At 41.7% G+C, this 16681-nt stretch carries 16 protein-coding genes; all 16 read right to left on the reverse strand.

Annotated elements, in window-relative coordinates; translation table 11 throughout:
* Positions 1 to 152: 152 nt before the first annotated feature.
* Positions 153 to 1733 carry an NlpC/P60 family protein gene (locus IGI64_RS11485; RefSeq protein WP_429940614.1) on the reverse strand — a complete coding sequence of 527 codons (1581 nt, stop codon included), beginning with the start codon at positions 1731 to 1733 and terminating at the stop codon, positions 153 to 155.
* Positions 1734 to 2132: 399 nt separating this feature from the next.
* Complete coding sequence (gene mreD / locus IGI64_RS11490) at positions 2133 to 2654, reverse strand: rod shape-determining protein MreD (protein ID WP_429940615.1); 522 nt, start codon at positions 2652 to 2654, stop codon at positions 2133 to 2135.
* A gap of 3 nt (positions 2655 to 2657) precedes the next feature.
* The gene (mreC, locus tag IGI64_RS11495; RefSeq protein WP_429940616.1) at positions 2658 to 3515 is read right to left on the reverse strand and encodes a rod shape-determining protein MreC; all 858 of its coding nucleotides are present in this window, start codon (positions 3513 to 3515) and stop codon (positions 2658 to 2660) included.
* 121 nt (positions 3516 to 3636) lie between these two features.
* Positions 3637 to 4278: a thiamine diphosphokinase gene (locus tag IGI64_RS11500; protein ID WP_429940617.1), complete on the reverse strand. Its 642-nt coding sequence runs from the start codon at positions 4276 to 4278 to the stop codon at positions 3637 to 3639.
* A complete protein-coding gene (rpe, locus tag IGI64_RS11505; RefSeq protein WP_016624299.1) occupies positions 4279 to 4929 on the reverse strand; it encodes a ribulose-phosphate 3-epimerase in 651 nt (216 codons plus the stop codon).
* Between the two features lie 13 nt (positions 4930 to 4942).
* Positions 4943 to 5833, reverse strand: coding sequence for a ribosome small subunit-dependent GTPase A (rsgA, locus tag IGI64_RS11510; RefSeq protein ID WP_429940618.1), 891 nt, complete (start codon positions 5831 to 5833; stop codon positions 4943 to 4945).
* Positions 5834 to 6014: 181 nt separating this feature from the next.
* Entirely contained in the window at positions 6015 to 8060 is a 2046-nt protein-coding gene (pknB, locus tag IGI64_RS11515) for a Stk1 family PASTA domain-containing Ser/Thr kinase (RefSeq protein WP_429940619.1), read from the reverse strand.
* Positions 8057 to 8797: a Stp1/IreP family PP2C-type Ser/Thr phosphatase gene (locus tag IGI64_RS11520; RefSeq protein ID WP_016624303.1), complete on the reverse strand. Its 741-nt coding sequence runs from the start codon at positions 8795 to 8797 to the stop codon at positions 8057 to 8059. The genes pknB and IGI64_RS11520 overlap by 4 nt, the downstream gene beginning before the upstream one ends.
* Positions 8798 to 8809: 12 nt before the next feature.
* Positions 8810 to 10171: a 16S rRNA (cytosine(967)-C(5))-methyltransferase RsmB gene (gene rsmB / locus IGI64_RS11525; protein ID WP_429940620.1), complete on the reverse strand. Its 1362-nt coding sequence runs from the start codon at positions 10169 to 10171 to the stop codon at positions 8810 to 8812.
* Positions 10171 to 11112 carry a methionyl-tRNA formyltransferase gene (fmt, locus tag IGI64_RS11530; RefSeq protein WP_016624305.1) on the reverse strand — a complete coding sequence of 314 codons (942 nt, stop codon included), beginning with the start codon at positions 11110 to 11112 and terminating at the stop codon, positions 10171 to 10173. The genes rsmB and fmt overlap by 1 nt, the downstream gene beginning before the upstream one ends.
* On the reverse strand, positions 11105 to 11596 hold the full coding sequence (def, locus tag IGI64_RS11535; protein ID WP_429940621.1) for a peptide deformylase: 492 nt from the start codon (positions 11594 to 11596) through the stop codon (positions 11105 to 11107). The genes fmt and def overlap by 8 nt, the downstream gene beginning before the upstream one ends.
* 13 nt (positions 11597 to 11609) lie before the next feature.
* A complete protein-coding gene (gene priA, locus IGI64_RS11540) occupies positions 11610 to 14015 on the reverse strand; it encodes a primosomal protein N' (protein WP_429940622.1) in 2406 nt (801 codons plus the stop codon).
* Between the two features lie 248 nt (positions 14016 to 14263).
* The gene (gene rpoZ / locus IGI64_RS11545; protein ID WP_016624308.1) at positions 14264 to 14569 is read right to left on the reverse strand and encodes a DNA-directed RNA polymerase subunit omega; all 306 of its coding nucleotides are present in this window, start codon (positions 14567 to 14569) and stop codon (positions 14264 to 14266) included.
* Between the two features lie 4 nt (positions 14570 to 14573).
* Positions 14574 to 15188 carry a guanylate kinase gene (gene gmk, locus IGI64_RS11550; RefSeq protein WP_016624309.1) on the reverse strand — a complete coding sequence of 205 codons (615 nt, stop codon included), beginning with the start codon at positions 15186 to 15188 and terminating at the stop codon, positions 14574 to 14576.
* A gap of 150 nt (positions 15189 to 15338) precedes the next feature.
* The gene (locus IGI64_RS11555; protein ID WP_016624310.1) at positions 15339 to 15623 is read right to left on the reverse strand and encodes a hypothetical protein; all 285 of its coding nucleotides are present in this window, start codon (positions 15621 to 15623) and stop codon (positions 15339 to 15341) included.
* A 59-nt stretch (positions 15624 to 15682) separates the two neighbouring features.
* Positions 15683 to 16567 carry a YicC/YloC family endoribonuclease gene (locus IGI64_RS11560; protein WP_429940623.1) on the reverse strand — a complete coding sequence of 295 codons (885 nt, stop codon included), beginning with the start codon at positions 16565 to 16567 and terminating at the stop codon, positions 15683 to 15685.
* Between the last annotated feature and the right edge of the window lie 114 nt (positions 16568 to 16681).

Consider the following 16681-nt stretch of genomic DNA (forward strand, 5'->3'; position numbering starts at 1 on the left):
TGCTTTCCATGTTTTAGCGGATTTTGAATTTATACAGAGAAACAGCTAGACATCCCATCTACTAACATGGTTTGTCTAGCTGTTTTTGTGGATAAAAAAGGACCTTACCGCCAACTTGATGCTGGTGATAAAGTCCTTTTATTAGTTACAGATTATAGTACACGTACCGCGAAGTCAGGTGTGAACCACTGAGTTGAACCAATAGTTACGTTTTGACCAGGACGTGGAGCGTGGATGTATTGTCCGCCGCCTAATGAGATTGCTACGTGGTAAGTTCCACCAGCTGATCCCCAGAATAATAGGTCTCCTGGTTGTGCTTGAGAAACAGAGATTCTTGTTCCTGCTGATTCTTGAGGTACTGTCCAAGAACCAATGTCACGGCCAGTTACTTGTTTGTATACATATTGTGTTAGACCTGAGCAGTCAAAACCGCTTGGCGTTCTTCCGCCCCATACATAAGGTACACCAATGTATTTTTGTGCTTCAGCAACGATAGCTGCTCCGTTCACGCTTGATGCTGGAGGAGTTACTGGAGTTACAGGCGGTGTTACTGGTTGTGTTGGAGTTGTTGTTCCGCCAGTATCTGTACTGCTTGTTCCACCATTGTCTGGTGTGTTATTTGTATCTGTACTTGTTGAACCATTGTCTGAAGAGCTAGTGCCACCATTTGATGTATTGTCAGTTGATGGTTGTGTACTTGTTTCACCTGTTGATGATGTATCAGCAGTTGAAGACTCTTCAGTTGATGGTGTAGATTCTGAACTTGTTGTTGTTTCTGATGAAGCTGTTTCAGAATTTGTTGTTGATTCTGAGCTTGCAGAATCAGATGCTGCTGTTGATTCTGAAGTTGCTGCTTCGCTTTGGCTGCTTGAAGCTTCTGTTGAAACAGTTGATTCTTGAACAGTTTCAGATGATGAAGCTTGAGTTTGTTGCTGTTGTTGTGCAGCTGCTTCCGCTTCTGCTTGTTGACGAGCTTCTTCTTCAGCTTGTTGTTGTGCAGCTTGTTGACGAGCTACTTCAGCTAAACGTTGTTCTTCACGGATACGTGCTTGTTCAGCTTCTGCTTCTTCTTTCTTACGGTTCAATTCAGCTTTTTTGTCTTCAGCTGTTGCTTGTTCCGCAGCTAATGAAGCTTTCGCAACATTCAAGTCTGCTTGTTTAGAAAGCAAGTCGCCTTTTTGTGATTCCAAAACAGCTTGGTTTGAAGCAATTTCTTGCAATTTCGCTTCGTTTTCAGCTTTTTTGTCTTCAACAGCTTTTTTATCAGCTTTTTGTTGATTGATCAATTCATTGTTTGCTCTAACCATTGTTGTCATCGCTTGTACGCGACCAACAGCATCAGCAAAAGAATCAGCATTCAACACAGCGTCAACGTAGTTTGAGCTTGTTTGTTGCACTTGTGCGTCACGGGCTTGTTTTTTGATTGTATCTTCACGTTTTTCGATACGTTCTTGCAAGTCTGCGATATCTTTTTCTAATTTAGCAGATTCGTCACGTAATGAAGCTTGTTTGTTCAACAAGTCTTGTGCTTGTGTGTTGATGTCTGCTACTTGGCTTTCCAATGCATCGATTTGTGCTTGTGCATCTGCTTGTTGGTTTTGCAAGTCTGCGATTTTAGCATCCTGCTCCTGAATCTGAGAATCAAAATCTTCTGCCGCGGCAGCGATCGGTGATGCTACTGCAGTCAATGTCATTGAACATACCATTACTGCTGATAATAAACTCTTTTTCACTCTTCATTCCTCCGACTGGCTTAGTTTAATAATTTAATAAATACCTAAAAATATTTAAGTCTTTCTTAACGATACAAAAATTGTACCATAGCAGTATGTCAGTGAGATAATAGTTATGTTACAAAAATGTTTCAAAGAGAAGTTTTAAAATGACAAAATTGTTCGTTTTCGCTTTTTCTCCTGCAAGTGTTTACTTTTTTGATACTTCAACGTTTCTGCTCTCTTGTTTTTTCTAGTATCCAAAAACACTGGAACTTCTTATCACAATTGAGAAAACGCTGACTTTCTGGGTGTAAAAATTCCCTCACAAAAAAAGCTGCTTTGCTTTAGAGCAGCAAATAACAAAGAAAAAAAGCCCCCTAAAACATCGGTATCTGTTTTAGGGGTTTTTAAAATCGATTATTGATTGCTGCCTTTATCTGCAAATATTTTCTTGAATGGAAAGATGAACAGAGCAAAGATGATCATATTCAGCAACAATGTTGGTCCTAAAAATTGTGTAATAAAGTATGTCGTGTTGACTGTGACTAATCTGAAAATCAGCTGGATACTCAACGTAAACAATTCAAAACCAGTGACAAAAATGATCATGCTGAAAAATTCAGTAAAGACATTGGTATGGATCACGTGACTCAAACCGTACATCAGAAGCACAGTCAACGGCAGCGCGACTGCATAGATCCCTACAACACCGATATAATACATGTCGAATACGATGCCCAAGATGATTGTTGCAGTCAGCAGATAACGCTTAGAAAAAGTCAAACTGCTGCACAGCAAGATCAGAATCAAAAAATGAGCATTAGGGACATACGCACCATTTGCCACGCTTTGAAGAAAGCGGGTCAAATGGCTGTCCAGCAACATACAGAAAAACAGGATCGCTGGCAGGTAGTATTTCATCATCTCTTTTTTAAACATGGATTATTCATCCTCCACTAGACGCTTCACGATTGTTACTACTGTCAGGTCGTGCATTTCTACGTAAGGTTTCACGTAAACTTCACGATCTAAACCGTAGCTGTCTGGTTTTGTTTTGATGACTGTACCGATTGGCAGATCTGCCGGAGAGTTGCCGCCTAGACCAGAAGTTTGGACCACATCGCCTTCTTTGATCTCTGCATCACCTGTCAATTGTGTCACTACCAACGCTTGGAGTTTTTCGTCGTAATTTCTCAGCAAACCGAATGAGTTGCCGTTTCCTGAGCTGACGCGTACTGGGAAATGATTGGAGCTTTCGTTTGATGAAGTCAATAGTTCTACTTTTGAAGAAGCTGCGTTGACTTCGATCACTCGTCCGATCAATCCTTTTTGCGACATAACTGCCATGTTGTTTTCGATTCCGTCACGAGAGCCTTTATCGACGATCATGATATCTTGCCAGTTATCAGGAGAACGCGTGATAACGTTCGCTGTTACTTTTTCATAACTTGTCAATGTCTGATCCAGATTCAGCTCTTGTTTCAGTGCTTCGATTTCTTTTTGGTAATTTTTGTTTTTCTGTGCGATTTCATCGTAGCTGTCGATTTTTTCTTTCAACCGCTCATTTTCTGCATAGGTCGTAAATAGATTATGGACAGAATTTACGCCGTTCCCGATCCATCTTGCAGGAGCAGAAATCGTTTTATCAATAATTGCAACACTATCGTTGACGATGGATTGGAAAAAATTCGTTTTCCCTTCATTTGCGCGTTGTGCCGCAGTAACACTTAAAATCGTCACCGCGATGATAACAATAATCAACGTAATAATAATATTTTTATTCGGATTGAACTTCTTCACAAAGACACCTCGGATTAATTAGACTCGTAGAATTAATTTTATCACTAAACCCTCTGAAACAAAAGCTAAGCAGCTGCTCTTAACGCTTTTTTAGCAAATCAGCAGCAAAACGAGCACTTGGTTATTCGTCTTTGCTTTGGATAACAGCAATGACTCCTTTGGTAAAGGAAAAACTAGCCGTTTCCGTGAGAAATTCATTACTTGCATAAGAGGTTGGATAGGACACATTTTCGCTGTTCAGCGTGTACTTGCTTTCTTTCAATGTCAGAGACTCTACTGGTGTCAGACAGCAATAAGCAAGGTATTTCATGTTTGGCTGCCTGTTGATCCGGTGTTCTCCAGGCAGATAATAAGTAAAATGGTTTTGGCGATCAAGAAGTGTGATCTGCGAAAGAAAGGGTTGGAATCTTGGTTCTAAACCTAACCACAAATTAGCCAATAGATGATCTAATCTTCCTCCCGTTGCGCCAATCAATGTGACGGAAGCTTCAGGAAACCGCTCAAAAGCAGAGACCATCCCCAGCTGTGTATCCGTATCGTCTTTTTCAGCTGGTGATTGGCTCACTTCTTTCGCTGAAGAAAAAACGATTTTCTTCTCTGCTGCGTTCAGTGAATCAAAATCACCTACCGCCAAATCAAGGGGAACTCCCGCTTCCAGCAGATAAAGTGATCCGCGATCGATCCCAATAAAATAATCATAATCGCTTGTTTGGATTTGAGGCCATGTCGCTGGTTTCGCTCCTGCAGCTAACAAAATCTTCATTTAGGCTAACGCTTCTTTCAGTTTAGCGATTTGTACTAACGGCTCTGCAGCCGAATATACATAGGAACCTGCAACAAAAACATCTGCGCCGGCTTCTTTACATTTTTTAGCTGTTTCCGGAACGATTCCGCCATCCACTTCGATTGCATAGCTAAGTTGTTTTTCATGTCGCAGCTGATCCAACTGAGTGATTTTTGATAGAGATTCCTCAATAAAGCTTTGACCGCCAAATCCTGGGTTCACTGTCATCACTAACACTTGGTCGGCTAAAGGAAGCACATGTTCGATCATGGATACGGGTGTTCCTGGATTGATCACTACACCTGCTTTTACACCAAGATCTTTAATCATTTGCAATGCACGATGGATGTGAGCTGTTGCTTCAACGTGTACCATGATGATATCTGCTCCAGCTTTCGCAAAATCAGCAATGTATTTTTCTGGATCTGTGATCATCAAATGAACATCCAAAGGTAATTTTGTTACAGGACGGATGGCTTGGACGATGTTTGGACCTAAAGTAATGTTTGGTACAAAATGGCCGTCCATGACATCGACATGGATATAGTCAGCGCCGCCTTTTTCAACTAATTCAATATCTCTTTGCAAATTCGCAAAGTCTGCACTCAAGATGGAAGGTGCTATTTTCATTTTTTGCTTCCCCCTACTTCTTCTTTTTGTTATAAAGAGGTTTTCTTTTTTCGATTTCTTGCAGGAACTGCAGATAATTTTCGTAACGGCTGGCTGCAATCTCGCCGCTTTCGACTCTTCGTTTTACTTCACAGTCAGGTTCTTTGACATGACGGCATTCTCTAAATCGGCAATGCACAGCTGCATCAACAAATTCAGGAAACTGTTTCGACAATTCATTTTCTTCGATAACCAAAAAGTCGATGGAACTAAATCCTGGCGTATCGGCAACGAGCCCATCATTCAATGGAATCAATTCCACATGTCTGGTCGTGTGTTTGCCTCGTCCTAGAGAATCCGAGATTGCGTTTGTTTCCAGCTCGAGCTCGGGAGCGATATGGTTCAGCAAAGTTGACTTCCCTGCCCCAGACTGCCCCATAAAAACGGTTAAATGACCCTTGAAATAAGGTGTGAGTCCTGATGCATCTCCTTGTGTTTCAGGAATGATCACAGAATAGCCAATCGTTTCATAGGTTTCTTTGATTTCTTGGATCTTTTCGTTTTGAGGATCTAAATCTGTTTTTGTCAAAAAAATGATTGGTTTGATTTTCTCGTACTCCAGCGTGACTAAAAAACGATCCAGCAGATTGTAAGAAAAATTAGGTTCTACCAAACTAGTCACGACGACACCGATATCTACATTAGCGACTGGCGGACGAACGAGCTGGTTTTTTCTAGGCAGTACATCCAGCAAATACCCGTCTGTTGGGTTCTCACTGTCAAACTCGACTTGGTCACCGACCAAAGGAGTGATTTTTCTTTTTCTAAAGTTTCCGCGGCCGCGTGTCTGATAGGTTTTCCCATCTGAATAGACATAATAAAAACCGCTGAGTGCTTTTCTGATTTGACCTTTGATTTGCGCCACCTCCATTTAGTTGTATTTTACCATAAAAAAAGGAAGAAACTGCTTGTTTTCTCTATGAAACATGGAAAATAATCTAGTTTCAGCTAATGGTTTTGCTTCTATAACAAAATCCTGTTCCTTTCTCAAGAATAAAAAAAGACTTATCCAAAACATCGATCATTTTGGATAAGTCTTTTAAATTTTAATCTTTATTTTCTGACTCAGCGGTTGTTGATTCAGCTTTATCAGATGTTGTTGTCGTGTCTGATGATTTTTCTTCAGAACTAGAGCTGGAAGAATCTTCTTCTGAAGACGATTCTTTCGCAGGATCTACACCTTTCGAATAGACGACACTTACGACATCGCCTTTTGAAATGTCTGTTCCGGCTGCCGGATTTGTACGAATCACCTTGTCTTTTTCTACAGAATCGCTGAATTCATAAGATTCATGTCCCATGTAATCTGCACCGATTTCTGAAAGATATTTTTGTGCTTCGCTTTTCGTATAGCCAGAGATATCATTTAATTTTTTAGGTTGGCTTCCTTGACTAACTTCAAACGAGACTGTCGTTCTGGTTGGGTCAATCGCTACACCCGCAGCAACACTTTGGCTGACGATTGATCCAGAAGCGACATTATCGTCGTAAACATAAGAGAAAGAAAGCATGCTGTCGGTAAAACCTTGTGCAATCAATTCATTGTAAACAGCGTTATAATCCTCACCTGTATAGTTTCTCAAAGTAACTGTTTGCGGTCCGTCACTGACGACGAATGAGATCGTATCAGAATCTGGTTCGACTTTTGAACCTTTGCCTGGATCTTGCGAAATGATATTGCCTTCTTCGACACCGCTGTTGAATTCAGTCGTTTTCTTGATCTGGCTTGCTGAAAAACCTAGAGACAAGAGTTCTGACTCCACTTCTTCATAACTCATATCTGTATAGTCTTTGAGTTCGATGGCTTTTGAACCGGAACTGATATACAGAGTAACTTCTCGGTTTTCTTTGACCGTCGTCGTAGCGGCTGGATCAGTTTTGACTACGTTGCCTTCTTCGATTTCTTCGTCAGCGATTTCTTGCGTTTCCGAGGCGACTTTCAAGTTCACGGCTTCTAATTTTGTTCGAGCTTCTGATTCAGTCAGTCCTGAAACATCAGGAACCACGACATCACTATTTCTAGTGGCGGCAAAATAAACAGCTGCACCAGCTACCAAAGCAACTAATGCTGCAATCAGTATCCAAAGCCAAGTTTTACGTTTTTTCTTTTTCGGCTGCTTTTCAGCAGGTGTTTCATCAGCAGCTTCAAGCTCTTCTGGCTCTGCATGCATGCTTTCCGTTTGATGGAGTGCTTCTTCATCGATGGGCTCGATTGCTTTCGTTTCATTGTGCATCGCTGCCGGCATCCAAAGTGCTTCATTACTTCGGCCAGGCGATAAAGCAGTCGCAAGATCATCACTCATCTCATCTGCGGTCTTATAGCGGTCAGCTGGTTCTTTTGCTGTTGCTCGCAAAACGATGTTCTCTAAAGACTGCGGTACATTTGGATCAAGTGTAGTGATCGAAGGAAGGTCCTCTTGAAAATGTTTCAAGGCAATCGTAACTGCTGATTCGCCGTCAAAAGGAACGCTGCCTGTCAGCATCTCATATAAAATGATCCCTAGTGCATAGATATCTGATTGTTTTGTGGCCATGCTGCCCCGTGCCTGTTCTGGTGAAAGATAATGTACAGATCCTAACATCGAATTTGTTTGTGTAATCGACGTTTCAGACAATGCAATCGCAATCCCAAAGTCAGTGATCTTAACCACACCTTCTTGATCAATCAAGATATTTTGCGGCTTCAAATCACGATGGATGATACGATGCGCATGGGCTAATGAAATTGCTGATAAGATTTGCTGCATGATATCAACAACAGTTTGATACGGGATAGGATAATGTGTTTGGATATAACGCTTCAAGTCCATCCCTTTAACATATTCCATCACGAGATATTGCATACCCGATTCCTCGCCGACATCATAAACACTTACAATGTTCGGATGAACCAATTCTGTTGCTGCCAGTGCTTCTCTTTGGAAACGACGGATAGCTGTTTGATCATTTTGAAAGTCGAATCTTAGTACTTTGATAGCAACATCACGATCCAAAATCAAGTCATGAGCTAAATAAACATTCGCCATCCCGCCGCTGCCGATGTTCCCAGTGATCTGATAGCGGCCATTCAGCTTTTTGCCTAATTCTATCATGCGTGCTCCTCCTTGCCTTCGATAAGAAGTACCGTGATATTGTCTGCTCCGCCTGCTTCATTTGCTTGATCGATCAAACGCTCGATTTTTTCTGAAAGCAGCAGACTGCTGCTGGCGATTGCTGCGATATCAGGTTCTGATACCATATTTGTCAGGCCGTCTGAACAAAGCAGCAATTGGTCTCCCGGCTGCCAAAGATGCGTAGCAACATCTACTTCTACTGTTCCCGGCATACCAACTGAACGCGTCAAAATATTTTTGCGCGGATGATTGACTGCCATTTCTTCAGTGATTTCCCCAGATTTCACCAATTCGTTAACAAGAGAATGATCTTCTGTCAGCTGTTTGAGCTGACCACCACGGATCAAATATGCTCGGCTGTCGCCTACATGGGCAATCGTAAATTGCTCTTCTAAAAGGGCCGCTGCGACAATCGTTGTTCCCATGCCGCTGTATTCAGGCTCTTGCTGGCCTTGCATATAAATATCTGTATTCTCTTGCTGGATCATTTGGATAAACCACTGAGCGATTTTTTCATTATCTAAAAGTTCTTGTTCTTCCCAAGAGCTGCCCAAGTTCGTCACTGCCATTTGACTGGCTACGTCTCCTGCACGATGTCCGCCCATACCATCTGCTAGTACAGCTAGCTTGACTCCTGCACGATTGACAAAAACATTCGCATAATCTTGGTTCGTATTGCGTCTTCTTCCTACATCTGATTGAAATTCAATCTGCATTCCTTCACCTCATTACTTTTTGCGCAAACAACAGATGAAAAACCCGTCTGTATAAAACTGATGCGGGTATATCGTCAGCATCTTCTCATTAATTGAAGATTTTAGCACAGGATCGGTGCTTACATCAACCTTCTCAAAATCAGGATGTCTTTCTAAAAAAGCAGCAACAACATCTTCGTTTTCTTCTTTCAGAATCGTACACGTGCTGTATGTCAGGATTCCGGATGATTTCAATGTTGGCGCACAGCTTTCCAAAATCGCTAATTGGATCTCAGGCAGCTGCGTCAAATCCTGCGCATTTTTTTTATAGCGGATATCTGGTTTCCGCCGCATCAAGCCTAAACCAGAACACGGTGCATCCACTAAAATACGGTCAAATTGCTGTTCGTCAAAGTGGTCGCTGACTTCTCGCGCATCCATTTTCATTGTACGGATTTGATCGCCAACATCTAGACGATCAGCGTTTTCTTCAATCAAACGAACTTTATGATCATGGATATCCAAAGCCGTCACTTCTCCGCCGGCATCAGGATCTAAGAAAGTGGCAATGTGTGTCGTTTTTCCGCCCGGAGCAGCACACGCATCTAGTACTTGATGACTTGGCTGGATCTGCATTGCCGGAGCAACGAGCATCGAACTTTCATCTTGGACTGTCATCATACCTTCTGCAAATAAACGGCTGGCAGCTAGATGGCCTTTTTCAGCCACTACACCGTAAGGACTTACGTTGCTTTCCTTTGCAGAGATATGTTCCCCAGCTAGGACTCCGATAGCTTGCTCCCGTGTGATTCTTCGAGTGTCGACACGTCCGCTGACATGACTTGGTGTATAAAGAGATTCACCCAGTTTTTTTGTTTCGTCATAACCGATTTGATTTGCGAGTTTTTTTGTCAGCCAAACAGGTAAACTGATTTCTGTTGCCAAACGTTCCATTGGGTCTTGGATCGTCGCTGTATCCGGCAGGCCTTTTCTTAAAATCGTGCGCAGTACGCCGTTTACAAATTTACCAATGCCTGGATTTCCTTGTGCTTTTGCAATTTCTACTGCTTCATTCAAAATCGCATGGTCAGGGATCTTATCTAAAAAACGCCATTGATAAATAGATAAATGCAGCAAAGAGCGGACCCAGCTGTCGACTTTTTTTGCCTGACCGATAAACGGCTCCAGATAAAAATCCAGCAGCTGCTGACGGCTTAACGTACCGTAGACAAGTTCGGTCAATAAGCCGGCATCTTTTTTGTCTAATCCGCTTTTTTGGATCAATTCATTCAATAAAAGATTTGAATAAGCGCCGCCTTTATTTACTCTTTCAATTGCTTCTAAAGCAATGAAACGAACGGATTTTTTTAATTTACTTGGGACTTTTTTCTTCATTATTCCACCTTCTGGCCAACTTGTACTTGTTGTCCGCTGCCATTCAAGAATTCTTGGATGAGCTGACGTCCTTTTCCAGCTGGTTGTAATTCTTTGATTGCTAACACTGTTTTATCACCGCAAGCGATCCAAAGATTTTTTTTGTCTTTAAAAATAATCGTGCCAGGCTGTTCTTCTGTTTGCTCGTCCAATGGTTGGACGTCTAGCAGTTTCCAGCGGCTGCCGTTGTATGTTGTAAATGCAATTGGCCAAGGTCTCATTCCCCGCACTTGCTGATCAACAGCTTTTGCATTTTTGTTCCAATCGATTGCTTCTTGTTCACGGGTGATATTTGGAGAAAAAGTCACTTCTTCTTCATTTTGGGGAACTGGTGCCAATTTTCCTTCAAGGATAGCTGGCAGATTATCCAACAATAAGTCTTTACCAAGTTTGCTCAATTTTTCGAACATCGTGCCCACATCGTCTTGGTCAGTGATTGGGATACTTCCTTGGGCAAAGATACCGCCAGCATCCATTTTTTTGATCATTTCCATGATCGTCACGCCTGTTTTTTCTTCGCCATCAATGATTGAGTAATGAACAGGTGCGCCTCCGCGGTATTTTGGCAGTAAAGAAGCATGGACATTGATTGCTCCATGAACGGGTGCTTGCAATAATTTTTCTGGTAAAAATTGCCCAAATGCCGCCGTGATGATCACGTCTGGGTGCATAGCAATGATTTCTTCCATTTCAGGTGAACCAGAGATCTTTTCTGGTTGGAGAACTTTGATTCCATGTTTGACAGCTGCTTCTTTGACTGGTGAAGGGGTGATGATCCGTTTTCTGCCAACTGGACGGTCTGGCTGTGTAACAACTGCTTGGACTTGATAACCGGCTTCGATCAATCCTTCTAAAATTGGGACAGAAAAAGCAGGTGTGCCCATAAATACGATTTTAGTCATCTTGATGTTCCTCCATATATTCTTCAAGTTTTTCTTCTGGGATTTGTTCAATCATTTTTTCGATAAACAAAACGCCTTCTAAATGGTCGATCTCATGTTGGAAAGCACGAGCCAAATATCCTGATGCAGTGACTTCAATCTCGTCCCCTTCACGATCAAAATAGCGAACGGTCACTTCTTCTGCTCTTTTGACTGTTCCATAAACATGCGGGATACTCAAACAACCTTCTACATCGATATCTTCGCCCTTTTTTTCGATGATCTCAGGATTGATGAGTTCGAATTTGTCTCCCTCATCAACTTCTACGACTGCGATTCTTAGGTTTTTGCCGATTTGCGGTGCTGCGATCCCAACGCCATCGTGAGCAACCATCGTTTCATACATGTCTTCTAACAAAGTGATCGTTTCATCTGTGATTACATCGATCGGTTGTGTTTTCTGTTTTAGTTTTTTGTCTGGGTGGATCAGTATAGGGTAGCGCATGCGTTGTCCTTTCTTAAATAAAGTGCAGCGGTTCGTTGTCGATTGCTACAAACAAGCCTTGCCGCTGCTCTGCTTGGCTGTCTTGCAAAATTTTCTCTAATAATTTATCAAGATACTGTTCTTTTTTATACTTGATGATCAATTGATAATAATATCGGTTTTTGACTCTCAAGATCGTGCTGGGTGTTGGTCCGAGAAGCAGACTTTGCGGACTTAGATGTTGTTTCAGCAAAGAAGCAATCTGGAAGATTTTTTTTGCTGCCGCTTGTTCTTCGGTATGACTAGCAGTGATTTTGACCGTATAATAATATGGCGGATAACCGCTGCGATGCCGCATATGCATCTCTTGCTGATAAAAAGCTTCGAAGTCCTGCTTTTCTGCCAGCTGGATCGCATAATGCTCAGGATTGAAAGTTTGGATGATGACTTCTCCCGCTTTTTCAGCTCTGCCTGCTCTGCCGGAAACTTGGGTCAGCAATTGGAAAGTGTGTTCACTGGAACGGAAATCAGGCAGGTTCAATGCGGTATCTGCATTCAATACACCCACTAATGTGACATCAGGGAAATCCAACCCTTTGGCAATCATTTGTGTGCCTAAAAGGATATCTGCTTCTTTATTGCCAAATTTCTGCAAGATTTTTTCATGAGCGCCTTTTTTGCGCGTCGTATCGACATCCATTCGCAAAATACGAGCATCTGGATATAAACCTTGCAATTCTTCTTCTACTTTTTGCGTACCTGTGCCGTAATAGCGGATTTTATTTTCTCCGCAATTTGGACAGCGATGCGGAATTGGTTCTTCATGTCCGCAATAATGACATCTCATCGACTTCGTATCCATATGCAAGGTCAAAGAAATATCGCAATTTGGACAAGGCAGTACATAGCCGCAATCTCGACACATCACAAAAGACGAATAGCCGCGTCGATTCAAAAGCAGCACCGTCTGTTCTTTGTTTTCGATTCGCTGACGGATTTTTTCTTGCAATGCCAAAGAAAAAGAAGAAAGATTTTTATTGCGTGCTTCTTCACGCATATCGACCACTTCTATTACGGGAAGCTGTGCGCTCGTTTTTGCACGCTGTGTCAATTTCAGCAAACGATACAAGCCTTTTTGTGCTCTGGCGCGTGATTCCAATGAAGGAGTTGCGCTTCCCAAAACGACAGGACAATGATGATACTTCCCGCGCCAAATCGCTAAATCTCGTGCATGGTAGCGAGGTGTTTCATCTTGTTTATAACTTGATTCATGCTCTTCATCAATGATGATCAGTCCGATATTTTCCAAAGGAGCAAAAATAGCCGAACGTGCCCCCACAACGACTTGGGCTTCATTCCGCTCGATTTTCCGCCATTCGTCATACTTTTCGCCTTGAGACAACCCACTGTGAAGCACAGCAACTGCTTCGCCAAACCGGCCTTTGAACCGTTCGACCATTTGTGGTGTCAATGCGATTTCCGGTACAAGCATGATTGCTGTTTTTCCAGCATCCAGAACATCTGCAATCGTTTGGAGATACACTTCTGTCTTTCCGCTGCCGGTGATTCCTTCCAAAAGAAAAACTTTTTCCTGCTCTTGGCGAAATGCCGCAATGATTTCGTCTGCTGCCTGCTGCTGTTCCTTATTCAATTCCAGCGCAGTCGTCTGCTCAAATGTCCGATGTTTATACGGATCACGATAACTTTCAACCTCGCTGATTGTCAGCCAGCCTTTTTCTTCGCCTTGCTTCAATAAGTGGCTGCTGATTCCTTTTTCACTAAAAACAGATGCAGGTACAGCATTTTCCATCGTTAATAAAAAAGTAAGTAATTCTTGTTGTTTTACTGCGTTTTTCCGCAGCTTATCCCATTCCGTCTCAAATGTCTCCTTGGTCAAATTAGAAGACACCATTCGGATAGTTTTGACTTTGTTTTTCGTATGTACCTCATAACGAACGTCCACTGATTTTTCTTGGCGCCATTTCATCAAGGTCGACAGTACACCTGTTTCCTCTGCTTCTTTCCAAGAGATACTTTCTTTTCCTTGAAAAAAATCTTGAATCTCAGGAGTGTTTTTCACAGGATAAATATTCTTTTCATAAGCAGCCTTCATGACACTTGGCAGCATCGTCTGCAGACAAGTGATCTTGAAAGCAAAAGTGATTTTTTTCATGTAGTCTGCTAAAGTCATCAATTCTTTATTTAATACAGGGGCAAGATCAAGAACATGAATCACTTCTTTCAACTCGTGGTTCACTGACTCGCTCGTGAAGACGTCCATGACAAATCCTTGAACATGTCTGTTTCCTTTACCAAACGGCACTTCCACACGCATACCAGGTTGAATGAACCCGGCCAGATGCTTCGGCACAAGATAGGTAAACGGCTGATCTGTTTGCATCGTTGGTACATCCACGATGATTTCTGCAACTAGATTCATGATATCCCCCTTTTGTTATTTGTAAAAAAAGATAATAAACATCCCTTGGCATTTTACTAAAAAAAAGCAGTTTTGTCTTATCATCAAGAAAATCCTAACGAAAAATTAACGCTCGTTAAAAAAAGGAAATGGGCTGGGACAAAAATCACATTGACTTTCGACCTAGCCCTTCACTTATATTCATCCGTTTTTTGAAATAACAGCAAATCCTCCAAAAATAACAAGTCAATAACTGTTGTTCCCAAAGTTTACAGGTTTTGTTCGTCGCGGATACGTTTTTCTAATTCTTGCTGTTCACGTTCTTTTTGTGCTTTGCGTTCTTCTTCTTCCATTTTCAGACGCTCGCGTTTTAATTCAGGATGCGGATCATTGACCACATTTCCTGCTTCGATTTCTTCTAGTGCTTGTCCAACACTTTTCACTGAATCGAAAGAATCGATCGTTGCTTGTGAACCTGCGTCTAATTCATGCGCACGTTTGCTTGCTAAAATCACTAAAGAATATTTTGAATTTACACGGTCTAACAATGAGTCAATAGAAGGTTTTAACATCATAAGACTACATCTCCTTTAACATTTTGATATATTTTCCGATCACACGATCCACTCGAAAGTGTTCGCTTGCGATGATATTTTTGATTCTGTCTACTGCTAGCGGTACTTCATCATTCACCACTGCATAGTCATAAAGAGCCATCATTTCGATTTCTTCTCTGGCTACTCTCATACGCTCTTCGATAACTTCTTCGGCGTCTGTTCCGCGTCCGACGATACGTGATTTTAATTCTGCCAAATCAGGCGGCGTCAAGAAAATAAACACACCATCCGGTACCTTGTCTTTTACTTGCTTTGCACCTTGGACTTCAATTTCTAAGAACACGTCTTTTCCTTCATCCAATGTTTTGTTGACATAAGATAAAGGTGTTCCATAATAATTTCCGACATATTCTGCATATTCCAGCATTTCTCCAGCCTCGATCATAGCCTCAAATTCTTCTTTTGTGCGGAAATAATAATCCACACCTTCCACTTCCCCCTCGCGCATTTTGCGGGTGGTCATTGAGATCGAATAGTGGAAATCATTATCTTCACTCTCAAAAATTGCTTTTCGTACCGTGCCTTTTCCTACACCAGACGGACCTGATAACACGATTAATAATCCTCGCTCTGACATGACGACGTCCTTTCAACTAGTCTTTTTTACTTAACGTTTATTTTGCACTTTTTTTCTGCAACTTTCAAGGGTTTCTTTATTATAGACAGATTTTCACAAAAAAGCTACCTCGCTAAAAGCGCGAAACGCCGCATGTATTCGTTCATTTGATTAAAAGCCCATATTTGAAAGTGTATTGATCACACCAGCAATTTCATCTTTTCTGGTCAATGCTTTTTCAGTTGGATCCTCTACTTCTTCTGCATCGATGCGAACGATATATTGGCGATTCATTGTGACATAAGTACCATCATTGATCAGTAAAGCAATCTCTTTTTCATCATAATAGGCACAAGCATCTTGCCATGCCTCAAACCCGGGATTTTCTGAAGGGACGTTTCTTTTGATGACGCTTTTTCCGCTAAGCTCGTGAAAAGTAATATCGTAGTATTTCATTTTTTCTGCTCCTTTTTTGCACCGGATATTCCCCGGCTTTTTTAGTTTATGATTCTATGCTATTCGATATTTTGGATTTGTTCTCGGATTTTTTCTAAAATCGTTTTGAATTGGACGACTTGATTTTTTATTTCAATGGCTCCTGATTTTGATCCGATCGTATTGACTTCCCGGTTCATTTCTTGAATCAGAAAGTCTAATTCTCGACCAACAGGAGCATCTGTATGAAGCAGTTCGTCCAGTTTTTCTAAATGGATCGTCAAACGGTCGATTTCTTCGTGGATGTCTCCGCGTTCTAATAAAATCGCCAATTCTGTCAATAAACGGTCTTGGTCAGCTTCTTCGCCTAGGAAATCCATTAGTTTTTTCTGGAATTTTTGTTGAAAATCTTTTTCATAGACTGCAACAAATGTTTTTAATTTATCTAATAATTGCGTAAACTGCTTTTGACAGCTGCGTAAAACTTCGGCTAATGCTTGGCCTTCTGTTTGGCGGCTTTGGTCCAACTGACGCAAAGCTTCCAAGATTGTTTCTCTAGCTAGGTTTTCTAAGTCAGCTTCTTGTTCGGTTTCTTGGATCATGATGAATTCTTCTTTGACTGCTAGCCGTTCGACTAAACGGCCAATAGAAAAATCAGAGTCTGCGCCGTAGCGTTCTTGAATGCCTTCTTTCAATTGGATGGCTAGAGAATCCAACAAGTCCCAATCGATCACTGCTTGTTTTTGTGTACCGCCGATTTTGGTCAGATTGACGAACACTTCTACTCGCCCTCGGTTCACTGTTTGTTTCACTAATTGACGCAATTCCAGTTCAAATGGATTCAAGATTCTTGGACTGCGCAGCTGGATATCCAAAAAGCGCTGGTTTACACTTTTGATCTCGATATCTAATTGATAGTCATTTGTTTCGCGGATGGCTTTGCCAAAACCAGTCATACTTTTCATTCGACAGGGTCCTTTCTCAGAAACCATTTGTTCCTCTACTTGATAGATTCAGTTACTACCTGTTATTTCAAGTACAAGTAATCTAAAAATTTGCTGCATTTGCCTCACGACTAC

The sequence above is a fragment of the Enterococcus sp. DIV0210g genome (assembly GCF_050559705.1).
GTDB lineage: Bacteria > Bacillota > Bacilli > Lactobacillales > Enterococcaceae > Enterococcus_B > Enterococcus_B faecalis_A.